The sequence below is a fragment of the Phytobacter sp. RSE-02 genome, assembly GCF_040578655.1.
In the GTDB taxonomy this organism is placed as follows: Bacteria; Pseudomonadota; Gammaproteobacteria; order Enterobacterales; family Enterobacteriaceae; genus Phytobacter; species Phytobacter diazotrophicus.
In genome coordinates this window covers 1-24,006 of the sequence record NZ_JBEULY010000015.1, presented here as the reverse complement: position 1 = coordinate 24,006, position 24,006 = coordinate 1, and the positions used below count along the sequence as shown (strand labels likewise).

The window sequence follows — 24,006 nt, the reverse complement described above, 5'->3', positions numbered from 1 at the left end:
TTCCCAGATTTACTTGGTTAAGGTTGGTTTGTGACCGCTATTACGGCGCATTCTGCGCTTCACACGCTTTATCAACCGCGCCACTTTCCATGCGCGTTTGATGCAGTAGCCATATAAGAAAAAGGATAGCAAAAATAATGCCAACATCACCCATTCAGGAATGAAGTGAAGGTATTCGGTTAAGACACCAACCGACGCCAGCAGCGCCGCGGCAAGTGTAATCAACACAAAGGCCTGCCGTGAGGTAAACCCGGCGCGCATAATAAGATGATGAATATGCTGGCGGTCCGCTGAGAACGGGCTCATCCCTTTACGCAAGCGACGATACATGATCGCCACCATATCCATTAATGGGATCGCAATAATCCACAACGCGGTAACCGGGCTTATAGGGTGGGTCTTACCCTGCGTAGTCTCAAGTAAAATCCAGATAAGTGTGAAACCGATAAAGGTACTGCCGGCATCGCCCATAAAGACTTTATAGCGCCGCCCCAGTACGCCGAGGTTCAACATGATGTACGGCAGGATCGCGGCAATCATGGCAAAGCACCACATCGCGAGGCTGATTTGACCATCAAACCACAAGATGATGCCGATGGCGGCAAAGGAGACGCAGGACAATCCCCCCAGCAAACCGTCAATACCATCAACCATGTTGAAAGCGTTAATGGCAGCCCAAACGGCAAAGAGCGTCAGCAGATAACCAAAGGGCCCCAGCACCATTTCCCAGGTACCAAAGATGTAGCCCAGACTACTGAGGTAAAGTTTACCGACCGACATCATTACGATCGCAATAATTGCCTGAATCATTGCGCGAATTTTGACACTGATGTCGTAGCGGTCATCGAGCGCGCCCACGAACACGAGAATCCCGGCGCAGCACAGATACAACACCGCATGGGGAATGTAGTAATCAGCAATGCCGAAGGTGAAGCAGATACCGGCGAACACTGAGATGCCCCCAACCAGCGGAATCAAACCCTGATGCCGTTTACGAAAGTTGGGCTTATCCACCAGACCGACGCGCTTCGCCATTTTTCGGGCGAAAAATAAAAACGCGGTCGTGAATAAGAAAATACTGAATAATTCAGTAAACGCAGTGAGTAAATTCACAATGCATGCTCTCAGCGAATGTTAATCCTGGCAGTATAACGACGATGCCTCGCTCCAAAAAGAAGAAAGCAGGTCATTCACAGGCGTTTTAGTATGTTTCTTAAGCAAGCAGAATAGTGTGATTGCTTAGGTATTTGTGTTGAGCTGGCCTGTAGCGGACGGTGCCTGTCCCAATGCATATAGCGTATAGTCCACAAATGAAAAACGCCACGTAAAAACGTGGCGTTTCCTGGCTTTATTTCTATTAAGAGCGTTTCATCATGTCGAAGAATTCATCGTTCGTCTTCGTCATCGCCAGTTTATTAATGAGGAACTCCATCGCGTCGATTTCACCCATCGGATGAATGATTTTGCGCAGGATCCACATTTTCTGCAGCTCTTCTTGCGTGGTGAGCAGCTCTTCTTTACGGGTACCGGAACGGTTGTAGTCGATAGCCGGGAAGACGCGTTTTTCAGCGATCTTACGGGAGAGATGCAGCTCCATGTTACCGGTGCCTTTAAACTCTTCGTAGATAACTTCATCCATTTTGGAGCCGGTGTCGATAAGCGCGGTAGCGATAATGGTCAGGCTACCACCCTCTTCCACGTTACGTGCAGCACCGAAGAAACGCTTCGGACGGTGCAGGGCGTTGGCATCCACACCACCGGTCAAGACTTTACCGGAAGCGGGAACCACGGTGTTATACGCACGCGCCAAACGGGTGATGGAGTCGAGCAGAATGATAACGTCTTTCTTGTGCTCAACCAGGCGTTTCGCCTTCTCAATCACCATTTCCGCAACCTGAACGTGACGAGATGCCGGTTCGTCGAAGGTGGAAGCGACAACTTCACCTTTAACCAGACGCTGCATCTCGGTCACTTCTTCCGGACGTTCGTCGATGAGCAGAACCATCAGTACGCAATCCGGGTGGTTGTAGGCAATGCTCTGCGCAATATTCTGCAGCAGCATCGTTTTACCGGCTTTCGGCGGTGCAACAATCAGACCACGCTGACCGCGACCAATTGGCGAAGCCAGGTCCAGGACACGTGCCGTCAAATCTTCGGTAGAACCGTTACCCCGTTCCATGCGCAGGCGAGAGTTCGCGTGCAGCGGCGTTAAGTTCTCGAACAGAATCTTGTTACGCGCATTCTCCGGCTTGTCGTAGTTAACCTCGTTAACTTTCAACAACGCAAAGTAACGTTCACCCTCTTTTGGAGGACGAATCTTACCAGAAATGGTGTCACCAGTGCGGAGGTTGAAACGGCGGATTTGGCTGGGGGATACGTAGATGTCATCAGGACCGGCGAGGTAGGAGCTGTCTGCGGAGCGGAGGAAACCAAATCCATCCTGCAGAATCTCCAGCACACCGTCGCCAAAGATATCTTCGCCACTCTTTGCGTGCTGCTTCAGGATGGCAAAAATAATGTCCTGCTTGCGCATACGGGCCAGGTTTTCCAGCCCCATATTTTCGCCGAGAGTGATCAGCTCAGAAACCGGCGTATTCTTTAATTCGGTAAGATTCATAGTGGTGTGGGTTCTTAAACTCGGGGTAAAACTCGAACTTAATGTTGTGAATGGTATGGCAGGGTCATCCATGCCTGTTAACGGCCATCACTTATGTCCAATCGCTGCCTGGTCAAAGGTAAATACGCAGAACTGAAACGACAAGACGGAAAAATGATAAGCCCGGAATCTATCCACTTCTCTCGCGAGGCAAAGCTCAGCGGGAAGCGTCGGGTAACACAAGATTCAAACTACAAGGTATGTTTACAACGAAGTCAAAACTAAATTAGCACGACTGAAGCCGGGCGTCCAGCGATCCACATAATTTAGAAGGCTGGCGCACCGGCTGAGATTCGAGGAGTTACGCCAGATTAGCGTCCAGGAACTCTTTCAGTTGACCTTTGGACAGCGCGCCCACTTTGGTCGCAGCCACTTCGCCGTTTTTAAACAGCAGCAGGGTCGGGATACCACGGATACCGTACTTCGGCGCAGTACCTGGATTCTGGTCGATATTCAGCTTCGCGACGGTCAGTTTACCTTCGTATTCGCTAGCGACTTCATCCAGGATCGGGGCGATCATTTTGCACGGACCGCACCACTCTGCCCAGAAATCGACGAGAACCAGCCCGTCCGCTTTGAGTACATCCGTGTCAAAACTATCGTCAGTCAGGTGAATAATTTTATCGCTCATATATAACTCCACAGGAATAAGCCTGGTGTGTTGGTGTTGGTGTAGCATAAAACAGCATCGTGTTGATGCCACATTAACCAACTAAAGGTTGACTTTATTTCACCGGATACGCTTTCGTAAAGCAATAGTAAGCTGATATTCTACCACACTATGAGCAAAACACATTTAACTGAACAGAAGTTTTCCGACTTCGCCCTGCACCCTAAGGTGATCGAAGCCCTTGAAACTAAAGGGTTTCATAATTGTACGCCCATACAGGCACTGGCTCTCCCGCTAACGCTGGAAGGTCGTGATGTTGCAGGGCAGGCGCAAACCGGTACTGGCAAAACGATGGCGTTTTTAACGTCAACGTTTCATTATCTTCTTTCTCATCCGGCGATCGATGATCGCAAGGTGAATCAGCCGCGCGCGCTTATTATGGCGCCAACCCGTGAATTGGCTGTGCAAATCCACGCTGATGCTGAACCGCTGGCGCAGTCTACCGGCATGAAGCTGGGCCTGGCTTATGGCGGCGACGGTTATGACAAGCAGTTAAAAGTGCTTGAGAGCGGCGTCGATATTCTTATCGGCACCACCGGTCGCCTTATCGATTACGCAAAACAGAACCATATTAACCTGGGCGCGATTCAGGTCGTGGTTCTCGACGAAGCCGATCGCATGTACGATCTGGGCTTTATCAAAGATATCCGCTGGTTGTTCCGCCGCATGCCTCCGGCAACTGCACGTCTGAACATGCTTTTCTCCGCCACACTCTCTTACCGTGTTCGCGAACTGGCTTTCGAGCAGATGAACAACGCTGAGTACGTGGAAGTCGAACCGGAGCAGAAAACAGGCCACCGTATTAAAGAAGAGCTCTTCTACCCTTCTAATGAAGAGAAGATGCGTCTGCTACAAACCTTAATCGAAGAAGAATGGCCGGATCGCGCTATCGTCTTTGCCAACACCAAACACCGTTGTGAAGATATCTGGGGCAGCCTTGCCGCAGACGGTCATCGTGTTGGTTTGCTGACTGGCGATGTCGCACAGAAAAAACGCCTGCGTATTCTCGATGAATTCACCCGCGGCGATCTGGATATTCTGGTCGCAACTGACGTTGCCGCACGCGGTCTGCATATTCCTGCTGTGACACATGTATTCAACTACGATCTGCCGGATGACTGTGAAGACTATGTCCACCGTATTGGCCGTACCGGTCGTGCTGGCGCCAGTGGTCACTCTATCAGCCTGGCGTGTGAAGAATACGCACTGAACCTACCGGCGATTGAAACATACATTGGGCACTCTATTCCGGTCAGCAAGTACAATCCGGATGCTCTGTTAACTGATCTGCCACCCGCGAAACGCCTGACGCGTACGCGTTCTGGCAATGGTCCGCGCCGCAGTGGTGCACCACGTAATCGTCGTCGTTCAGGTTAAAAAATATGCTCGCTTCCGCCTCGCTCTATGCGGCTATTGATTTAGGCTCAAACAGTTTTCATATGCTGGTTGTGCGCGAGGTGGCTGGAAGCATCCAGACGCTTACCCGCATCAAACGTAAAGTTCGCCTGGCAGCGGGTTTGAGCCAGGAAAACGTGCTTTCACAGGAAGCGATGGAGCGCGGCTGGCAGTGTCTGCGCCTTTTTTCGGAAAGGCTTCAGGATATCCCTCCGGCACAAATTCGTGTCGTCGCCACGGCGACGCTTCGTCTGGCAGTCAATGCCGGTGAGTTCATCAGCAGAGCGCAAGAGATCCTCGGCTGTCCGGTGCAGGTCATCAGCGGCGAGGAAGAAGCCCGTCTTATTTATCAGGGCGTTGCGCATACAACAGGCGGTTCCGATCAGCGACTCGTTGTCGATATTGGTGGCGCCAGTACAGAGCTTGTTACCGGAACTGGTGCCCAGGCGACATCACTGTTCAGCCTGTCCATGGGCTGTGTAACCTGGCTTGAGCGTTTTTTCACCGACCGTAATCTTGGGCAGGAAAATTTCGACGTTGCGGAAAAAGCCGCGCGCGATGTTTTACGCCCGGTTGCTGATGAGCTTCGCCATCACGGCTGGCAGGTCTGTGTTGGTGCTTCCGGTACCGTACAGGCATTGCAGGAAATCATGATGGCCCAGGGGATGGATGAACGTATCACCCTGCCCAAACTCCAGCAGTTAAAACAGCGGGCCATCCAGTGCGGGCGTCTGGAAGAGCTGGAGATTGAAGGCCTCACGCTGGAACGTGCACTGGTTTTTCCGAGCGGGCTGGCTATTCTCATCGCCATTTTCATCGAAATGAATATCCAGAGTATGACGCTGGCTGGCGGCGCGCTGCGTGAAGGGCTGGTCTATGGCATGCTGCATCTGACCGTTGATCAAGATATCCGCCGTCGCACGCTGCGTAATATCCAGCGCCGTTTTATCATCGACACCGACCAGGCGAAACGCGTATCCACCCTGGCGACACAATTTGCCAGCGCGGTCGCTCATGAGTGGGATTTAGATGCATATAGCATCGAAATTCTGCAAGTTGCCAGCGAATTGCATGAAATTGGCCTGAGCATTGAATTTAAACAGGCGCCGCTGCACGCCGCCTGGCTGGTACGCAATCTGGATTTACCTGGGTTTACGCCGGCACAGAAAAAGCTGCTCGCAACGCTGTTATTAAACCAGACTAACCCGGTTGATCTCTCTTCTTTGCATCAGCAAAATGCCGTCCCACCGAGAGTGGCGGAACACCTTTGCCGCTTACTACGTCTGGCGATTATTTTTGCCAGCCGTCGCCGCGACGATCTTCTACCTGACATTGATATTTCTGCCAAAGGGGAAGCATTGACCCTGGTATTACCGCACGGCTGGCTGGCAAGTCATCCGTTAGGGGCTGAAGTCATTGAACAGGAAAGTCAGTGGCAAAGTTACGTTCACTGGCCGCTTGAGTTGAAATAAACCGTTTCTGCCTCTCCAAACCGGGAGAGGCGGGAAAATCATTTCTCTTTCGCTTTCGCCATCATCGCCCGTATATTGGCGATACTGGCCTGTCCCTTTTGCATCCTTTCTTCTGCCGTAATGACCTTACGCTCTTGCTCCCAAATCACATCATCTTGCGGCAATTCCAGCAAGAAGCGACTCGGTTCAGGGCGCACCAGTTCACCATACTGACGGCGTTCTTTGCATAAGGTGAAGATCAGTTCTTTCTGCGCGCGAGTAATGCCCACGTAGGCAAGGCGGCGTTCTTCATCAATATTATCTTCATCAATACTGCTTTGGTGCGGCAGGAAACCTTCCTCCATCCCCACCATAAATACATACGGAAACTCCAGCCCTTTTGAGGCGTGTAACGTCATCAGTTGCACCTGATCCGACTCTTCATCGCTTTCACCGCGCTCCATCATGTCACGCAGAGTAAAGCGGGTAACAACCTGGTCAAGCGTCATCGGCTCGTTAAGCTCATCGCCTTCCAGCATCTCTGTCATCCAGGAAAAGAGCGTGTTGACATTTTTCATCCGCATTTCAGCGGCTTTCGGGCTGGGTGAGGTCTCAAACAGCCAGGATTCATAATCAATACCATGAATCAGATCGCGCACGGCGGCGATCGGCTCCCGCTCGGCCAGACGCTGGATCTCGCCAAGCCAGTGGGTAAAGCGGGTCAGCGATTCGTAGCCACGCCCGGTCAGGGTCTGCGTGAGTCCCATATCAAAGCTGGCGGCAAATAAGCTCTTATTGCGTGTTGTGGCCCACTCCCCCAGCTTTTGCAGCGTTGCAGGGCCAATTTCACGCTTCGGCGTATTCACTACCCGCAGGAATGCGCTGTCATCATCCTGATTAGTGAGTATGCGTAAGTAAGCCAACAGATCCTTGATCTCGGGGCGAGAGAAAAATGATGTCCCCCCAGAAATACGATACGGGATGCGGTTTTGCATCAGGAATTTTTCGAACACACGCGACTGGTGGTTGCCGCGATAGAGGATGGCGTAATCCTTGTATTCCGTCTTGTTGATAAAGTGATGAGCTATCAATTCCCCGGTCACACGCTCCGCTTCATGTTCCTCATTATTCGCCGTCAGAACCTTAAGCTCAGCGCCATAGCCCAGCTCAGAGAAAAGACGTTTTTCAAACACATGAGGATTGTTCGCAATCAGGATGTTTGCGGCTTTCAGAATGCGTCCCGATGAGCGGTAGTTTTGCTCGAGCTTTATCACCTGCAATGCCGGAAAATCTTCGTTCAGCAGCACAAGGTTTTGGGGACGCGCACCGCGCCAGGAATAAATGGACTGGTCATCATCGCCCACAACGGTAAAGCGCGCTCGCTGCCCGACCAGCAGCCTGACCAGCTCATATTGGCTGGTGTTGGTGTCCTGATACTCATCCACCAGCAGATAGCGGATTTTGTTCTGCCAGCGCTCGCGCACCTCTTCATTACGCTGTAGCAACAGTGTCGGTAACAGAATCAGATCATCGAAGTCGAGGACATTGCACGCTTTCAGATGTGCATCGTAAAGACCGTAGCAGTGGGCAAAAATACGATCCCTTTCGCCCATCGCTTTTGCCGCTGCCTGGGAAGGCGTCAGCAGATCGTTTTTCCAGTTGGAGATCGTCGAGATCAGCTGCTGCAGCACTACTTTATCATCGTCGATCAACCCTTCGGTCAGTTCTTTGAGCAGCGCCACTTGATCGGTATCGTCAAAGAGGGAGAAATTGGATTTAATCCCCAGCGCGGCAAACTCCCGCTTAATAATATCCAGACCCAACGTGTGGAATGTTGAAATCATCAAACCACGTGCTTCTTTGCGTCCAAGCGTCTGCGCCACACGTTCTTTCATTTCGCGCGCAGCTTTGTTAGTAAAGGTGACCGCCGCGATATGCCGCGCCTGATAGCCGCACTCCCGAATTAAGTGGGCTATTTTATTGGTGATCACACGGGTTTTACCCGAGCCAGCACCTGCCAGCACCAGGCAGGGACCGGTAACAAATTCGACAGCTTGTTGTTGGCCAGGATTTAAACGCATGGGGGTATTGCTCAATCTTCGAACGGGGGGAGGATTGTAGCAGAAAGCCTGCCAGAGATTTACCCGCCAATGGTAAAGTGTGGAGACTTCTCTCAACTACGGAACGCGAACATGGCGAAGACAGCGGCTGCGCTGCATATTTTGGTGAAAAACGAAAAACTGGCGCAGGAAATTATGGCTAAGCTGGAGAAAGGCTCAAGTTTCGACCATCTGGCAAAGCGTTATTCCTCCTGCCCTTCGGCACGTAACGGCGGCGATCTGGGTGAATTCAAACAAGGTGTAATGGTTGGGCCTTTCGATAAGGCCGTATTCAGTTGCCCCTTGTTACAACCTTTCGGTCCGGTTAAAACCAGGTTTGGTTATCACATCATCAAGGTGCTGTATCGCCGCTAACGCGTGCTACTATTGCGCCCGGATTTATCCCAACCTTATCAAGGCGCAATCATGGCAAAAACAGCGGCAGCAATGCATATTCTGGTGAAAGAAGAGAAACTGGCACTCGATCTTCTGGAACAGCTTAAAAATGGCGGCGATTTCGAGAAGCTGGCAAAAAAACACTCAACTTGCCCTTCTGGCAAGAAAGGCGGCCACTTAGGCGAGTTTAAGCAGGGTCAGATGGTGCCGGCTTTCGATAAAGTGGTCTTCTCCTGCCCTGAGCTGGAGCCAACCGGTCCGCTGCACACCCAGTTCGGTTACCACATCATCAAAGTGCTGTACCGGAAATAAACAACAACGCCTTCTCCTGGAGAAGGCGTTTAGTGTTTGCACCCTCTCCCCGTGGGAGAGGGCCGGGGTGAGGACACCAACGTGCTCCGTAATTAGCCAGCGACGCCGGTTTTTTTATTTCTGCGATTGCAGCGTCTTTTGCGCTTCGAATTTCATGACGTGTGTGCTGACAGCCGCCTGAAAAACTTTAAACATCAGGCCATTAATCAAGGTCGTCAGGGTAATGGTGATAAACGCCGTCATCACCCAATCAATCAGCGCAAAGCCACTTTGCAGTAACGCCGGGCGATAAACCAGCATCCCGCCAAATACCACCCAATGACTCAGGCAATAAAAGCACTGGAAAAGGTGCCCCATCATTGCGTTCTTTGTAGTGGTCCACTCACGAAATGCGGCAAACAATTCTGTTTGCGTGACCGTCATCGAGATGCTGCTGGCAGCAAGGGCGATCATCAGGCAGGTCGTCAACTCAGTCATTATTGTGGAAATCATGGTTATGGCCCTTTTCATTGAAGTAACTGATAAATTCTTCCCCCACATCCTGCAACGTCAGGTTTTTAAAGCGCTCCAGGATCAGCGACTGCGCATCCGCAAGCGTGGATGACATCACCCGGTTAACTCCTTGTTCAACCAGACACTGGGGATTCTCGCTACGATTACCCAAAGCAAACAGCGCCGGGGAACCTAAAGCGATATAGATATCGTAGAGAGTAACCTCGCTGGCGGGGCGACAAAACCGCCAGCCACCGTGATGCCCTTTTGTCGCACACACAATCTGGCTTTCCCGCAGCCCGGCAAGAAGCTTACGTATAAATGCCGGGTTGCCGTCGATAAAAGCAGCCATCTGTTCCGATGTCATCGGTTTATCCGCCTGCTCCATGTGAAGCAGGATGTGTAGCGTTGCTGAGAATGAGTTATTTATTTTCATGTAACTTACGATATTACATAACAATTTAAATAACAATCATGCCAGTGAAAACTCATGGCAGGAGACGCATATCTTGTTGATATGGAATATTTTTTAGATGTAAAAAAACCTGACGGCGTTTCCGCTCGTCAGGCTTTTAAACAGGAGGAAGAGGCAGGTCAGGTCAGCAAAAAGCGCCCCGACGCCAGGTTAGCCCGCAACAGCGATACGTTTCATATCGGTCATATAGCCACGCAGTTTCTTACCAACTGCTTCAATCGGATGAGCCTGAATAGCCTCGTTAACGTCACGCAGTTGCGCGTTGTCTACGGAACCTTCGGCACTAGCCTGGCCCAGGTCACCGGTCTGCAGGGTGGTCATGAACTCTTTCAGCAGCGGTACGCAAGCATAAGAGAACAGGTAGTTACCGTATTCTGCGGTATCAGAGATAACCACGTTCATTTCGTACAGACGCTTACGGGCGATGGTGTTCGCGATCAGCGGCAGTTCGTGCAGTGATTCGTAGTACGCAGACTCTTCGATAATGCCCGATGCCACCATGGTTTCGAAGGCCAGCTCAACGCCCGCTTTCACCATCGCAATCATCAGAACGCCTTTATCGAAATACTCCTGCTCGCCAATTTTACCGTCGAACTGGGCAGCGGTTTCGAACGCGGTTTTACCGGTCTCTTCACGCCAGGTCAGCAGTTTCTTATCGTCGTTCGCCCAGTCCGCCATCATGCCGGAAGAGAATTCGCCGGAGATAATGTCGTCCATATGTTTCTGGAACAGCGGCGCCATAATCTCTTTCAGTTGTTCGGACAGCGCGTAAGCACGCAATTTTGCCGGGTTGGACAGACGGTCCATCATCAGCGTAATACCGCCCTGTTTCAGCGCTTCGGTGATGGTTTCCCAGCCGAACTGAATCAATTTTTCTGCATATGCCGGATCAGTACCTTCTTCCACCAGCTTGTCGAAGCACAGCAGAGAGCCAGCCTGCAGCATACCGCACAGAATGGTCTGCTCGCCCATCAGGTCGGATTTCACTTCCGCCACGAAGGAAGACTCCAGAACGCCCGCACGGTGACCGCCGGTGGCCGCAGCCCAGGCTTTAGCGATGGCCATGCCTTCGCCTTTCGGATCGTTTTCCGGGTGAACCGCGATCAGAGTCGGTACGCCAAAACCACGTTTGTACTCTTCGCGCACTTCAGTACCCGGACACTTCGGCGCTACCATCACAACGGTGATATCTTTACGGATCTGCTCACCCACTTCCACGATGTTGAAACCGTGAGAATAGCCCAGCGCCGCGCCATCTTTCATCAGCGGCTGAACGGAACGCACAACGTCAGAGTGCTGCTTGTCCGGCGTCAGGTTAACCACCAGGTCAGCCTGCGGGATCAGCTCTTCGTAAGTCCCAACTTTGAAACCGTTCTCGGTCGCTTTACGCCAGGAAGCGCGTTTTTCGGCAATCGCTTCTGCACGCAGTGCATAGGAGATGTCCAGACCGGAGTCTCGCATATTCAGCCCCTGGTTGAGGCCCTGCGCGCCACACCCGACGATGACCACTTTTTTACCCTGCAGGTAGCTTGCGCCATCGGCGAATTCGTCGCGCGCCATAAAGCGACATTTACCCAGTTGCGCCAGCTGCTGGCGCAGATTCAGTGTATTGAAGTAGTTAGCCATGGTGATTCCTCGTCGTGTGTCGTGCTTTTGTTATTCGGTTCGCTGTATTGCGAGAATGTACCCACATTACAACAGGAAATGTGTTGCTTAAATTGATATATTAACAATGTGACATTGCAATTTATGCAACGTAAAAATGTGGAGTCTGTCTCATGGATTTACGTGACCTGAAAACCTTCCTGCATCTGGCGGAGAGCCGCCATTTCGGCCGCAGTGCGCGCGCCATGCACGTCAGCCCCTCCACGCTTTCAAGGCAGATCCAGCGTCTGGAAGAAGATCTTGGCCAGGCGCTATTTGTTCGCGATAACCGCACCGTTACGCTCACCGAAGCGGGTGAAGAGTTGCGGGCATTTGCTCATCAAACTTTATTGCAGTATCAGCAACTGCGCCACGCCATCGATCAGAAAGGCCCGTCACTGTCAGGCGAGTTACACATCTTCTGCTCGGTCACGGCAGCCTACAGCCATCTGCCACCGATTCTCGATCGCTTCCGCGCCGCGCATCCTTCGGTAGAAATCAAGCTCACTACCGGTGACGCTGCCGATGCGATGGAAAAAGTGGTGACAGGGGAAGCCGATCTGGCGATTGCCGGTAAACCGGAAACACTGCCTGGCGCAGTGGCATTTTCGATGCTGGAGAATCTGGCGGTGGTGTTGATTGCCCCGGCGCTGCCTTGCCCTGTTCGCAGCCAGGTCTCTGTGGATAACCCTGACTGGGCTACGGTGCCGTTTATCATGGCGGATCAAGGTCCCGTACGCCGCCGCATTGAACTCTGGTTTCGTCGCCATAAAATCAGTAACCCGTCGATTTATGCGACAGTAGGCGGCCATGAAGCGATGGTTTCCATGGTGGCACTCGGCTGTGGCGTGGCGCTCATCCCTGAGGTGGTGCTGGAAAATAGCCCCGAACCCGTACGCAACCGTGTCATGATTCTGGAGCGCAGCGATGAAAAAACCCCCTTCGAACTGGGCGTTTGCGCACCGAAAAAGCGGCTACATGAGCCTCTGATTAATGCATTCTGGGAAATTGTTCAGGCTAAATAAGGAGAAAATGATGCGTATCCAGGTCCTGTTGTTAACCGTAGCCATTGCGGCATGTTGCACTGCCCAGGCTAAACCAAAGGGCGTTACCGTACAGGATGTAAAACATCTGGCGCTGAAACAGTGCCTGGTGACGAATTACCAGGCCCGAACGCCAGAAGGCACGCAATCAGCCCCCTCGCAGGATGCATCATTCCTTGTCGAGAGCTACGCATTAGGCAATGCCGGTGTCTGGAACGAATTTCAGAAATTCGTCGCTAAAGAGACGAAAAATTTTGATCAGCTAACGATGTCGTTACACCCCGACCATGCTCAGACCGCCAATAACGTGCTGGCGCAATGCATGAAATTTTATGAATCGGACAAGCTGGATAAGTATGTACGAGGGACAGTGATGAAGTGACACAAGGGGTGCCCCTTCTCACTTATCCTTGTATTTATAAATCATCGGGATCGATTTGTTTCATCGTTTCCACAGTCATCAGCCACTGATACAGCGGTTCCAGTTGACGAAACCCTTCGGCCAGCAGATTCACCAACCCGGCGTGGAACAGCTTTTCCACGTCGTTATCTGTCACCATCACCGCGAATGTTTTGCACTGATACCAGTCGGCAATCGCTGGATCGAGATATTTCACAAGCGGCCGCTTATAACGCTCAGCCTCCAGCGCAAACGGCGGCTGGCAGCATTCATCGGCTATCTCCAGAAATTGTGCCGGACGCTGCTTCAACGTATGGCGAAAAAGGTCCATCGTTGATTTGCTGGCGCTGTAATACCCCAGGCCATAGCGCAGGGTGTCCGGGCTGATCTCAAAAAAGTAAACCGGCGCGTCCGTCCAGTTCTTTGCCGGGCGTTTGAAGGTCAGCCACATCCGGCTGCGATAAAGGGATTTGTCGTGAGAGAAACGGGTATCGCGATGAATGCGCGACAAGGTCTTACCAATCGCGGAACGTGTTTCCAGCAGCGGATCAATTTCCAGCATTGTGGGAGCCAGGTCGTCCACCAGCGCACGAAAAGGAATAAGGATACTGCGGTCATAGATAAAACGATGCTCTTCAAACCAGGTCTTGTCGTTTTCGATGCGGACTTGCTGGAGGAAGTCGAGCCCTTCCTGAGCAAAGCCCTGAAAGCGTCCTGCCATGTGCTTCACCTGTTTTAGCGGAAATGTTCTGCTGCATTATGCCGCCGTGCTCGCCAGACAAACAAGGCACGAAATATCGTGCCTTGTTTTTTAAGAGCCTGACGCTAGCCCGCAAGGAAGAAGCGAAATGCCGGGTTGTTGGTCTCATCATGGCAATCGTAGCCAAGCTCATTGAGGCGGGTTTCAAAATCCGGCTCATGGTCGCCCAGTTCGAACGCCGCCAGCACACGACCGTAGTCAGTACCGTGGCTGCGGTAGTGGAACAGCGAGATATTCCAGTGAGTACCAAGCGTGTGCAAGAATTTCAGCAGCGCGCCGGGTGATTCCGGGAACTCGAAGCTGAAAAGTCGCTCGGTAAGCGGTTTCGAGGGACGACCACCGACCATATAGCGCACATGCAGCTTCGCCATTTCGTCATCGGAAAGGTCCACCACGCTGTAACCGCCTTCGTTCAACAGTTGCAGGATCTCTTTGCGCTCTTCCAGCCCGCGGCTTAAGCGCACGCCCACGAAAATACAGGCATCTTTCGCATCGGCAAAACGGTAGTTAAATTCCGTGACGGAACGGCCGCCCAATAGCTGACAGAATTTCAGGAAGCTACCTTTCTCTTCCGGAATGGTGACGGCCAGCAGCGCTTCGCGCTGTTCCCCCAGCTCACAGCGTTCAGAAACGTAACGCAAACCGTGGAAGTTCACGTTGGCACCCGACAGGACATGCGCCAGACGCTCGCCACGGATCTTGTGCTGAGCGACATACTTCTTCATCCCTGCCAGCGCCAGGGCGCCAGAGGGTTCAGCCACCGCACGCACGTCCTCAAACAGGTCTTTCATGGCCGCGCAAATGGCGTCGCTGTCGACGGTGATGATGTCGTCAAGATATTCACGGCACAGACGGAACGTCTCATCGCCAATACGTTTAACGGCAACCCCTTCGGCAAACAGACCCACTCGTGGCAGGTCGACCGGATGCCCGGCATCCAGCGCCGCTTTCAGGCAGGCGGAATCTTCAGCTTCCACAGCGATGACTTTGATTTGCGGCATCAGTTGTTTAATCAGTACGGCTACCCCAGACGCCAGACCGCCGCCGCCGACGGGTACGAAAACGCGGTCAATGTGGGCATCCTGTTGCAGCAGTTCCAGGGCCAGCGTGCCCTGACCGGCAATCACCATCGGATGATCAAATGGCGGCACCCAGGTAAAACCCTGTTGCTGAGAGAGTTCAAGTGCTTTGGCTTTTGCCTCATCGAAGTTCGAACCATGCAACAGCACTTCTCCGCCAAAACCGCGCACCGCATCCACTTTGATTTCCGCAGTTGCAGTCGGCATCACGATCAACGCTTTGACACCAAGTCGGGCAGAAGAGTAGGCCACGCCCTGCGCATGGTTGCCTGCCGATGCGGTAATCACGCCACGGGCTTTCTGCTCGGCGGTTAAACCCGCCATCATGGCGTAAGCGCCACGAAGCTTAAAGCTGTGCACCGGCTGACGGTCTTCACGCTTCACCAGCACAATATTGTCGAGGCGCGAAGAGAGTTTTTCCATTTTCTGCAGAGGGGTAACCTGCACCGCTTCATAGACCGGTGCACGCAGCACCGCCCTGAGATACTCGGCCCCCTCAGGGGAGCCGGATAGGGGTTGTGAATCAGCCATAATTAGCCACCCAGTTTTGATTTATCGCGCACCGCGCCTTTATCTGCGCTGGTGGCGAGGCTGGCATATGCACGCAACGCGAAGGAAACCTGACGTTCGCGAGATTTCGGCGTCCAGGCCTGAGCGCCACGGGCTTCCTGCGCTTCACGACGAGCCGCAATTTCGGCATCGCTCAGTTGCAGTTGAATACCCCGGTTCGGGATGTCGATGGCGATCATGTCGCCATCTTCAATAATGGCAATATTGCCACCGCTCGCCGCTTCCGGAGAAACGTGGCCAATGGAGAGGCCAGATGTACCGCCGGAGAAGCGGCCGTCAGTGACCAGCGCACAGGCTTTACCCAGGCCCATCGATTTAAGGAAAGTCGTCGGGTACAGCATCTCCTGCATGCCCGGCCCACCTTTTGGCCCCTCGTAACGGATAACAACAACATCACCCGCCACAACCTTACCACCGAGGATCGCTTCTACCGCATCATCCTGGCTTTCATAGACTTTTGCCGGGCCGGTGAATTTCAGGATGCTGTCATCCACGCCTGCGGTTTTTACGATGCAGCCGTTTTCAGCGAAGTTACCGTACAGTACGGCCAGACCACCATCTTTGCTGTAGGCATGCTCCAGAGAACGGATACAACCCTCAGCGCGATCGTCATCCAGCGAATCCCAGCGGCAATCCTGCGAGAAAGCCTGAGTCGTACGGATACCAGCAGGGCCGGCACGGAACATTTTTTTCACCGCCTCGTCCTGCGTTACCGTGATGTCGTACTGCTCCAGTGTCTGCGGCAGGGTCAAACCGAGTACGTTTTTCACGTCGCGGTTCAACAGACCTGCGCGATCCAGCTCACCGAGGATCCCCAGTACCCCACCGGCACGATGCACATCTTCCATATGGTATTTCTGCGTGCTCGGCGCCACCTTACACAACTGCGGCACTTTACGGGACAACTTGTCGATGTCACTCATGGTGAAATCGATTTCGGCTTCTTGCGCTGCCGCCAGCAGGTGCAGAACGGTATTGGTAGAGCCACCCATCGCGATATCCAGTGTCATGGCGTTCTCAAACGCCGCTTTGCTGGCGATATTGCGTGGCAGCGCGGAAGCATCATCCTGCTCGTAGTAGCGTTTGGTCAGTTCAACGATGCGCTGGCCTGCGGTGAGGAATAACTCTTTACGATCGGCATGAGTCGCCAGCAGCGAGCCATTGCCCGGCTGAGAAAGACCCAGCGCTTCGGTCAGGCAGTTCATTGAGTTAGCGGTAAACATACCGGAACAGGAGCCGCAGGTCGGACAGGCAGAGCGTTCAACCTGCTCGCTTTGCGAGTCGGATACTTTCGGATCCGCGCCCTGAATCATCGCATCAACCAGATCGAGCTTGATGATTTTGTCGGAAAGCTTGGTTTTACCAGCCTCCATTGGGCCACCGGAGACGAAGATCACCGGAATATTGAGGCGCAGTGACGCCATCAGCATCCCTGGGGTGATTTTGTCACAGTTGGAGATGCAAACCATGGCATCTGCACAGTGGGCATTCACCATGTACTCAACAGAGTCCGCGATCAGTTCGCGCGAGGGCAGTGAATAAAGCATGCCGCCATGACCCATGGCGATACCGTCATCCACGGCAATGGTGTTGAACTCTTTTGCCACACCGCCGGAGGCTTCAATCTGCTCAGCAACCAGCTTACCGAGATCGCGCAGGTGCACGTGCCCCGGCACGAACTGGGTAAACGAGTTCACGACAGCAATGATCGGCTTACCGAAATCGGCGTCTGTCATCCCGGTTGCGCGCCACAGCGCGCGGGCGCCCGCCATATTGCGGCCATGAGTGGTGGTGGCGGAACGGTATTTAGGCATGCTTTATTTACTCCCAGTCTGTCTACAAAACAGGGCGGTGCGTGCCGCCCTGTCGTTTTGTTTATTGATTAACTTGATCCAACCAGCCCCATTTATCTTCGGTTTCACCGGTGAAGAGGCCAAAGAATGCTTGCTGAATACGTTTGGTGACCGGGCCACAGCGACCTTCGCCCACCTGAATACCATCTACGCTACGAACCGGCGTGATTTCTGCTGCGGTGCCAGACATGAATACTTCATCGGCCAGGTACAGAGATTCGCGGGACAGGGTCTGCTCGCGAACTTCAATGCCGAGCTCTTTCGCCAGTTTGATGATCGCATCGCGGGTGATGCCCGGCAGAGCGGAAGAGGTAAACGGCGGAGTGAACAGCACGCCATCTTTCACTTCGAACAGGTTTTCACCCGCGCCTTCTGAAATATAGCCGTTCACGTCGAGCGCAATACCTTCCTGATAACCGTGACGACGTGCTTCGCTGCCAACCAGCAGAGAAGAAAGATAGTTACCACCGGCTTTTGCCGCAGTCGGGATGGTGTTCGGTGCAACGCGGTTCCAGGAGGAAACCATCGCGTCAATCCCCTGCTCCAGCGCTTCTGCGCCGAGGTATGCCCCCCAGGGGAAAGCTGCGATGATCACATCAGTGGTATAACCTTCCGGCGGGTTAACACCCATACCTACATCACCGACAAACACCAACGGACGAATATAGGCGCTGGTCAGGTTATTTTTGCGAATCACCTGACGGCAGGCTTCCATCAGTTCATCAACACTTTGAGAAACCGGGAAGCGGTAAATTTTGGCTGAATCACGCAGACGCTGCATGTGTTCACGATGACGGAACACCACCGGCCCTTTGTGCGAGTCATAGCAACGGATACCTTCAAACACGGAAGTACCGTAATGCAGGGCGTGGGACATTACATGAACCTTCGCTTCTCCCCACGGGACCATCTCGCCATTGAACCAAATGTAATCAGCTTTTTTCGTCGTCATTTTAATTCCTTTGCGCTCAGGCGCGGATCTGTTGTGATGATGTTGTACATTGCTGGATATCAACCCGGGCGACGTCGACCAGTTTGCTTAGCTGGCTAAACAGTAATTCGACGGGGCGCGGACTGGCAACGGTCAATTCAATATTTATATTCTGCGCGTCGGTGGCCGCTTCCATGTTCATTGAGCAAACCTGAAAGCCACGGTGGCGCACCACACGTAATACACGTTCTAACGTTTCCGGGTTGAAGCGGGCCTGCACGGCGACCTGATGTTGCATCATGATAATTTCTCCAGCATTTCTGCATTACTGGCACCTGGCGGTACCAACGGCCAGACATTCTCAAGCTCGTCGATTGAGACATGAAGCAGGTAAGGCCCCTCGCAGGACAGCATGGTGTCGAGTGCCGCTTCAACCTGGTCTTTACGGGTGATGTGCTGGCCGGGAATGCCGAAGGCGCTGGCCAGAACGAGGAAATCGGGGTTATCGGTAAGCGTTGTTTCGCTATAACGTTCATTGAAGAATAACTGCTGCCACTGGCGAACCATCCCTAAACGCTGATTGTCCAGTAACACGATTTTCAGCGGTAACTGCTTGCGTTTTACGGTGCCGAGCTCCTGAACATTCATCATGAAGGAGCCGTCACCGGAGATACAGATTACCGTATCATTCGGGCGAGCCACCTGCGCCCCAACGGCGGCTGGCAGGCCAAAACCCATTGTGCCCAAGCCGCTGGAGGTGATGAAATTTTCCGGACGAGTGTAAGTCATGTGCTGAGCGGACCACATCTGGTGCTGACCCACATCGGTGGTGACCACGCTGTTGGCAGGTTTGCGATCTGACAGTTGTTTTAACAATAACGGTGCGTAAATCGCGTCACCTGGATGATCATAACGCCAGGCGAACTCTGTACGCATATCGGCATTAAATTGACGCCATTCGTTAATCTCTAAATCCTGTTGCAACGCGGGCAGCAGCGCATTCAAATCGCCTTGCAGGCTGACATGAGCCTGACGCAATTTGTTCATTTCAGCCGGGTCGATATCCATATGAATCACTTTTGCATGCGGGGCAAAGGTGTTCAGTTTGCCGGTTACACGATCGTCAAAGCGTGCGCCCACGGCGATGAGCAGATCGCACTCCTGCACCGCCAGATTTGCGGCTTTGGTGCCGTGCATCCCCAGCATGCCGAGATACCATGGATAGCTATCTTCAACCGCACCGAGGCCTTTCAGTGTGCAGGTTACTGGCATCCGGGTGGCGGAGAGGAACGTACGCAGCGCCGGAACCGCCTGCGCCATGCCTACACCGCCGCCAACATACAGCATCGGTTTTTTGGACTGAGCCAGCATCTGGTACGCCTGTGCCATTTCTTCATGCGGGAAGGAGAACTCGTCTTCGACGGTGGAGAAATGCGGTTCCAGATCACCGGAGGCTAACTGAATGTCTTTAGGGATATCAACAAGAACCGGGCCAGGACGGCCTGAGTTTGCCACCTGGAAAGCTTCGGCAATAACGCGCGGCAGCTCTTCCAGGGACTGCACCAGAAAACTATGTTTAGTGCAGGCCAACGACAAACCGAGAACGTCCACTTCCTGGAAGGCATCGGTACCAATTAACGGCGCAGCAACCTGACCGGTGATGGCAACCACAGGAACGGAATCCAGCAGCGCATCCGCCAGCCCCGTGATCAGGTTGGTTGCGCCCGGACCAGACGTGGCGATACAAACACCGGTTTTCCCCGTGGAGCGCGCATAACCGATAGCCGCCATTGCCGCACCCTGCTCGTGCCGGCACAACAGGTGTTCCACGCCGCCGTCATACAATGCATCGTAAACCGGCATAATTGCGCCACCCGGATACCCAAAGACCGTATCAACCTGCTGTGCCCGCATCGCATGTACTACCCATTGTGCGCCATTCATAGTTAGTTCCCCGCCGTAAATCGGGAGAAACAGAATTTTGTGCTACTACTCATTCTCTGCTCCTCGTTTATGTTTTTAGGTCATAAAAAAACCCCCGGACCTTTCGGTGCGGGGGTCTTAGTTCGTTAAGGCTTGATTTTTAAGCCTTTCCTCGTCCAAGTGCAGCCCCGCACGGTGGGATAATAATCACCACCACGCTAATCACAATCAGGCTAATCACTCGTAGAAGGGCTGTCATTTTCTGTACTTTCTGGCTTCATGTTCGAAGGAATGCCTAAAGAGTTATCACAGATATAAGACATGACACAAGAAATTTTTATGACGCGTTTTTTCTTTAGCAAAACAATCTCAATGAAAAGCTTTGTTTTTTATAAAGAAAAACTTAAATGAAATAATTTCATTTTTTTCAACGGCAAAAGGGCTTTGGGACATCAGTTTGTAATATGCGAGGAGCGTTCCAGAAAAAAATAGATCGTCCGCAATCGTCCAAAAAGTGTGGAAGCCTGTACGCAAACCTTCCTTTTTTCAGGAAGCCAACGTCCATTTACGCCGCATACTTACCTTTCACAAGGAGGTGTTATGACGTTGTCGGTTATTTACACACGCGCAGCGCTGGGGGTTTGTGCACCGTTAATCACCGTTGAGGTGCATATCAGCAACGGTCTTCCCGGCCTGACAATGGTCGGTTTACCGGAAACAACGGTGAAGGAAGCGCGGGACCGTGTACGTAGCGCAATCATCAATAGTGGCTACGAATTTCCCGCGAAAAAGATCACTATCAACCTGGCGCCGGCGGATCTTCCCAAAGAGGGAGGGCGATATGATTTACCTATCGCGATTGCGCTTCTCGCGGCTTCTGAGCAATTGCAGAATATCCAACTTCATCGGTTTGAGTTCGTGGGTGAATTGGCCCTTACAGGGGCGTTACGTGGCGTTCCCGGGGCAATATCAAGTGCCATGGAAGCAATCAAGGCAGGCAGGTCCATTATTGTCGCGGCAGAGAACGAGGCCGAGGTGAGCCTTACGGGAACGCAAGATTGTTATATTGCCGAGCATCTGCAGGCTGTATGCGCCTTTCTTGAAGGCAAACATGAGTTATCTCCCCCCTCACCCCATTTTATCAGCGATAACCAGGATACAGCGCAACACGACCTAAACGATATCATCGGCCAGGATCAAGGCAAACGCGCGCTGGAGATTACCGCTGCTGGCGGACATAACTTATTGTTGATCGGTCCACCGGGGACAGGTAAAACCATGCTCGCCAGCAGGCTTGGTGCATTGTTGCCACCCCTGAGCAACCAGGAGGCATTAGAAAGCGCGGCAATTCTGAGTCTGGTAAATACCTCCGGATTGATACGTCAATGGCGACAGAGACCTTTTCGCGCACCGCATCATAGCGCCTCACTTACGGCCATGGTCGGCGGTGGCGCAATCCCGGGGCCAGGAGAAATCTCACTGGCCCATAACGGCGTGTTGTTTCTTGATGAACTTCCCGAATTTGAGCGTCGAGTGCTGGACGCGTTGCGTGAACCCATCGAGTCAGGGCAGATTCATATTTCCCGTACGCGGGCGAAAGTAACTTATCCTGCCCGTTTTCAACTTATTGCCGCTATGAATCCCAGCCCGACAGGGCATTATCAAGGGAACCACAACCGCAGCACGCCGGAGCAGACACTGCGCTACCTTGGACGCTTATCCGGGCCATTTCTTGACCGCTTCGACCTATCGCTTGAGATCCCGCTTCTGCCGCCCGGTATGCTGAGTCATAGCCAACATGACAGCGAAAAGAGTAGCGTCGTTCGTGCACGGGTTATCGCAGCACATGAACGACAGTACCAACGGCAAGGGAAGCTCAATGCGCTACTGGAAAATAGCGAGATGAGGGATTTTTGCGTGCTCACGCAAACGGATGGACAGTGGCTGGAAGAAACACTGGTTCGGCTTGGCCTTTCAGTACGAGCCTGGCAACGTTTATTGAAAGTAGGAAGAACCATCGCCGATCTGGAAGGCGCAGAAAGTATTCAGCGTGAGCATCTACAGGAAGCATTCAGCTATCGTGCCATCGACAGGCTGCTCATCCATTTGCAGAAAATGTTGGGATAAAAAAAGGGGCCGTAGCCCCTTTTTTTTAATCGTCAGATTCCGTGTAGTCCTCATTCCCTTCCATCTGCGGTTTGCCACCGGACAGGGTATGAAAACGCTTTGGACGCTTAATGCGTGACATATACTTAGACCAGACGCGTTCTGCTTCGGTATCTGGTTCGCGCTCGCCGCGACATACAGCGACGAAACGGATTTCTTCTTCTGTGGTCGGTTCACGCTTCCCGAGATCCAGCTCGTTGAAAGCATAACCGTGACGCTCAAGCAGTTGAGCTTCTTTGATGGTGAAATCACCATGACGGGAAAACCCGCGCGGATAATGTTTGTTATCAAAAAAACGATTAGTCGTCGTAAAGCTTTCCGCCATCCTGCACGCTCCTAATTCTTTGGCCGAGCTATTTATGGCGCGGAGTATTAGTTACGCTTGACAGAGTGTAAAACAAAACATTTAAATCATTACGACAAATAATTTTGCGGAGAAACCTGTGGATACGGAATTGCTAAAAACTTTCCTGGAAGTCAGCCGAACTCGCCACTTTGGGCGTGCAGCTGAAGCACTCTATTTAACCCAGTCAGCGGTGAGCTTTCGTATTCGTCAGTTAGAAAACCAGCTTGGCGTGAACCTTTTCACTCGCCATCGCAACAATATCCGCCTGACAGCGGCCGGAGAAAAACTCCTCCCCTATGCCGAAACGCTGATGAATACCTGGCAGGCGGCACGCAAAGAAGTTGCTCATACATCGCGACACAATCAATTTTCTATCGGCGCAAGTGCATCGCTATGGGAATGTATGCTTAGCGACTGGCTTGGGAGGCTGTATCAGCTCGAGGAAAGTCTGCAATTTGAAGCACGAATTGCACAGCGACAATCGCTGGTCAAACAGTTACATGAGCGTCAGCTTGATCTCCTGATCACAACAGAAACGCCTAAAATGGACGAATTTAGCAGCCAGTTGTTAGGTCATTTTACGCTTGGCCTCTATTGCTCGACGCCCGAAAAAACGAAGTCACAGCTAAATTATTTACGCCTGGAATGGGGGCCGGATTTTCAGCAACATGAGTCGGAATTGATTGGCAGCGACGATGTACCAACGCTAACCACCAGTTCTGCTGAGGTCGCTCATCAGCAACTGACACTATTAAATGGATGTGCGTGGTTACCCGTATCCTGGGCGCAGCAAAGGAATGGCCTGCATGTTGTGGCTGATAGCACGACGTTATCCCGACCGCTTTACGCTATCTGGTTACAGAATAGCGATAAGCAAAACCAGATCCGCGAGCTATTGAAAATACAGGTAATGGAGTAACGTCAACGCATCCGCTATGGATGCGTTTCAATTGCTTTGTCAGAAAAAAAGCAAAAAAAAATCCTTTGCCTAAGCAAAGGATTTTTTCTTTTTCTGGCAGGGGCGGAGAGACTCGAACTCCCAACACCCGGTTTTGGAGACCGGTGCTCTACCAATTGAACTACGCCCCTAAATAGGGTGGCGGAACGGACGGGACTCGAACCCGCGACCCCCTGCGTGACAGGCAGGTATTCTAACCGACTGAACTACCGCTCCACCGAATACTTCTGTAACCACCGGATTAATGCACCGGCTTACTTCTTAATTTGATGCCTGGCAGTTCCCTACTCTCACATGGGGAGACCCCACACTACCATCGGCGCTACGGCGTTTCACTTCTGAGTTCGGCATGGGGTCAGGTGGGACCACCGCGCTAAAGCCGCCAGG

General features: G+C 52.5%; 24 protein-coding genes, 2 tRNA genes and 1 rRNA gene. 8 read left to right on the top strand and 19 right to left on the bottom strand.

The window, feature by feature from the left end:
• Window positions 1-9: 9 nt before the first annotated feature.
• The 3 genes from wecA to trxA form a co-directional block, all read right to left on the bottom strand.
• Window positions 10-1,113 (bottom strand): UDP-N-acetylglucosamine--undecaprenyl-phosphate N-acetylglucosaminephosphotransferase, encoded by a 1,104-nt coding sequence (gene wecA / locus ABU190_RS22675; protein WP_039077012.1) that lies wholly within the window; start codon window positions 1,111-1,113, stop codon window positions 10-12.
• A 244-nt stretch (window positions 1,114-1,357) separates the two neighbouring features.
• Window positions 1,358-2,617, bottom strand: a complete 1,260-nt coding sequence (gene rho, locus ABU190_RS22670; RefSeq protein ID WP_023479599.1) for a transcription termination factor Rho — start codon at window positions 2,615-2,617, stop codon at window positions 1,358-1,360.
• 340 nt (window positions 2,618-2,957) lie between these two features.
• The gene (gene trxA, locus ABU190_RS22665; protein WP_039077011.1) at window positions 2,958-3,287 is read right to left on the bottom strand and encodes a thioredoxin TrxA; all 330 of its coding nucleotides are present in this window, start codon (window positions 3,285-3,287) and stop codon (window positions 2,958-2,960) included.
• A gap of 150 nt (window positions 3,288-3,437) precedes the next feature.
• Here trxA and rhlB point away from each other — a divergent pair, with 150 nt between their 5' ends.
• Together rhlB and gppA are read left to right on the top strand one after the other, a co-directional pair.
• Window positions 3,438-4,703 (top strand): ATP-dependent RNA helicase RhlB, encoded by a 1,266-nt coding sequence (rhlB, locus tag ABU190_RS22660; protein ID WP_039077010.1) that lies wholly within the window; start codon window positions 3,438-3,440, stop codon window positions 4,701-4,703.
• 5 nt (window positions 4,704-4,708) lie between these two features.
• Window positions 4,709-6,193: a guanosine-5'-triphosphate,3'-diphosphate diphosphatase gene (gene gppA, locus ABU190_RS22655; RefSeq protein ID WP_354692462.1), complete on the top strand. Its 1,485-nt coding sequence runs from the start codon at window positions 4,709-4,711 to the stop codon at window positions 6,191-6,193.
• A gap of 38 nt (window positions 6,194-6,231) precedes the next feature.
• Here gppA and rep read toward each other — a convergent pair whose 3' ends face one another.
• The gene (gene rep, locus ABU190_RS22650) at window positions 6,232-8,253 is read right to left on the bottom strand and encodes a DNA helicase Rep (RefSeq protein WP_354692461.1); all 2,022 of its coding nucleotides are present in this window, start codon (window positions 8,251-8,253) and stop codon (window positions 6,232-6,234) included.
• Between the two features lie 111 nt (window positions 8,254-8,364).
• Between rep and ppiC (ABU190_RS22645) the strand changes: the two genes are divergently transcribed.
• Both ppiC (ABU190_RS22645) and ppiC (ABU190_RS22640) read left to right on the top strand, forming a co-directional pair.
• A complete protein-coding gene (ppiC, locus tag ABU190_RS22645) occupies window positions 8,365-8,646 on the top strand; it encodes a peptidylprolyl isomerase PpiC (RefSeq protein WP_354692460.1) in 282 nt (93 codons plus the stop codon).
• A gap of 51 nt (window positions 8,647-8,697) precedes the next feature.
• Complete coding sequence (gene ppiC, locus ABU190_RS22640; protein ID WP_039077006.1) at window positions 8,698-8,979, top strand: peptidylprolyl isomerase PpiC; 282 nt, start codon at window positions 8,698-8,700, stop codon at window positions 8,977-8,979.
• A gap of 114 nt (window positions 8,980-9,093) precedes the next feature.
• Here ppiC (ABU190_RS22640) and ABU190_RS22635 read toward each other — a convergent pair whose 3' ends face one another.
• The 3 genes from ABU190_RS22635 to ilvC all read right to left on the bottom strand — a co-directional run bounded on the left by ABU190_RS22635 (window position 9,094) and on the right by ilvC (window position 11,572).
• Entirely contained in the window at window positions 9,094-9,471 is a 378-nt protein-coding gene (locus ABU190_RS22635) for a DUF1360 domain-containing protein (RefSeq protein ID WP_354692459.1), read from the bottom strand.
• Complete coding sequence (locus ABU190_RS22630; RefSeq protein WP_354692458.1) at window positions 9,449-9,907, bottom strand: Rrf2 family transcriptional regulator; 459 nt, start codon at window positions 9,905-9,907, stop codon at window positions 9,449-9,451. The genes ABU190_RS22635 and ABU190_RS22630 overlap by 23 nt, the downstream gene beginning before the upstream one ends.
• A 189-nt stretch (window positions 9,908-10,096) precedes the next feature.
• A complete protein-coding gene (gene ilvC, locus ABU190_RS22625; RefSeq protein WP_354692457.1) occupies window positions 10,097-11,572 on the bottom strand; it encodes a ketol-acid reductoisomerase in 1,476 nt (491 codons plus the stop codon).
• Between the two features lie 152 nt (window positions 11,573-11,724).
• On the opposite strand from ilvC, the gene ilvY reads away from it, so the two are divergent.
• The gene (gene ilvY / locus ABU190_RS22620; protein WP_071195544.1) at window positions 11,725-12,615 is read left to right on the top strand and encodes an HTH-type transcriptional activator IlvY; all 891 of its coding nucleotides are present in this window, start codon (window positions 11,725-11,727) and stop codon (window positions 12,613-12,615) included.
• Between the two features lie 10 nt (window positions 12,616-12,625).
• Entirely contained in the window at window positions 12,626-13,015 is a 390-nt protein-coding gene (locus ABU190_RS22615; RefSeq protein ID WP_354692483.1) for a hypothetical protein, read from the top strand.
• Between the two features lie 34 nt (window positions 13,016-13,049).
• On the opposite strand, the gene ABU190_RS22610 is transcribed toward ABU190_RS22615, so the two are convergent.
• From ABU190_RS22610 to ilvL, 8 genes are all read right to left on the bottom strand, one after another.
• Window positions 13,050-13,754 carry a DUF2461 domain-containing protein gene (locus tag ABU190_RS22610; protein WP_354692456.1) on the bottom strand — a complete coding sequence of 235 codons (705 nt, stop codon included), beginning with the start codon at window positions 13,752-13,754 and terminating at the stop codon, window positions 13,050-13,052.
• A 104-nt stretch (window positions 13,755-13,858) separates the two neighbouring features.
• Complete coding sequence (gene ilvA / locus ABU190_RS22605) at window positions 13,859-15,403, bottom strand: threonine ammonia-lyase, biosynthetic (RefSeq protein ID WP_039077000.1); 1,545 nt, start codon at window positions 15,401-15,403, stop codon at window positions 13,859-13,861.
• A gap of 2 nt (window positions 15,404-15,405) precedes the next feature.
• A complete protein-coding gene (gene ilvD, locus ABU190_RS22600) occupies window positions 15,406-17,256 on the bottom strand; it encodes a dihydroxy-acid dehydratase (RefSeq protein WP_071195542.1) in 1,851 nt (616 codons plus the stop codon).
• Between the two features lie 61 nt (window positions 17,257-17,317).
• Window positions 17,318-18,247 carry a branched-chain amino acid transaminase gene (locus ABU190_RS22595; protein WP_039076998.1) on the bottom strand — a complete coding sequence of 310 codons (930 nt, stop codon included), beginning with the start codon at window positions 18,245-18,247 and terminating at the stop codon, window positions 17,318-17,320.
• A 16-nt stretch (window positions 18,248-18,263) separates the two neighbouring features.
• Window positions 18,264-18,527, bottom strand: a complete 264-nt coding sequence (gene ilvM / locus ABU190_RS22590) for an acetolactate synthase 2 small subunit (protein ID WP_039076997.1) — start codon at window positions 18,525-18,527, stop codon at window positions 18,264-18,266.
• The gene (gene ilvG / locus ABU190_RS22585; protein WP_354692455.1) at window positions 18,524-20,170 is read right to left on the bottom strand and encodes an acetolactate synthase 2 catalytic subunit; all 1,647 of its coding nucleotides are present in this window, start codon (window positions 20,168-20,170) and stop codon (window positions 18,524-18,526) included. The genes ilvM and ilvG overlap by 4 nt, the downstream gene beginning before the upstream one ends.
• Before the next feature lie 2 nt (window positions 20,171-20,172).
• Entirely contained in the window at window positions 20,173-20,223 is a 51-nt protein-coding gene (gene ilvX / locus ABU190_RS22580) for a peptide IlvX (protein WP_206780280.1), read from the bottom strand.
• A gap of 86 nt (window positions 20,224-20,309) precedes the next feature.
• A complete protein-coding gene (gene ilvL / locus ABU190_RS22575; protein WP_032229281.1) occupies window positions 20,310-20,408 on the bottom strand; it encodes an ilv operon leader peptide in 99 nt (32 codons plus the stop codon).
• Window positions 20,409-20,749: 341 nt separating this feature from the next.
• On the opposite strand from ilvL, the gene ABU190_RS22570 reads away from it, so the two are divergent.
• On the top strand, window positions 20,750-22,276 hold the full coding sequence (locus ABU190_RS22570) for a YifB family Mg chelatase-like AAA ATPase (protein WP_354692454.1): 1,527 nt from the start codon (window positions 20,750-20,752) through the stop codon (window positions 22,274-22,276).
• A 25-nt stretch (window positions 22,277-22,301) separates the two neighbouring features.
• Here ABU190_RS22570 and ABU190_RS22565 read toward each other — a convergent pair whose 3' ends face one another.
• Complete coding sequence (locus ABU190_RS22565; protein ID WP_039076994.1) at window positions 22,302-22,640, bottom strand: DUF413 domain-containing protein; 339 nt, start codon at window positions 22,638-22,640, stop codon at window positions 22,302-22,304.
• A gap of 118 nt (window positions 22,641-22,758) precedes the next feature.
• Here ABU190_RS22565 and hdfR point away from each other — a divergent pair, with 118 nt between their 5' ends.
• Window positions 22,759-23,580 (top strand): HTH-type transcriptional regulator HdfR, encoded by an 822-nt coding sequence (gene hdfR / locus ABU190_RS22560; RefSeq protein ID WP_354692453.1) that lies wholly within the window; start codon window positions 22,759-22,761, stop codon window positions 23,578-23,580.
• Window positions 23,581-23,674: 94 nt separating this feature from the next.
• On the opposite strand, the gene ABU190_RS22555 is transcribed toward hdfR, so the two are convergent.
• The 3 genes from ABU190_RS22555 to rrf form a co-directional block, all read right to left on the bottom strand.
• A tRNA-Trp gene (locus ABU190_RS22555) sits at window positions 23,675-23,750 on the bottom strand.
• Window positions 23,751-23,758: 8 nt separating this feature from the next.
• Window positions 23,759-23,835, bottom strand: a tRNA-Asp gene (locus tag ABU190_RS22550).
• Window positions 23,836-23,890: 55 nt separating this feature from the next.
• Window positions 23,891-24,006: ribosomal RNA gene (gene rrf / locus ABU190_RS22545) — 5S ribosomal RNA — on the bottom strand.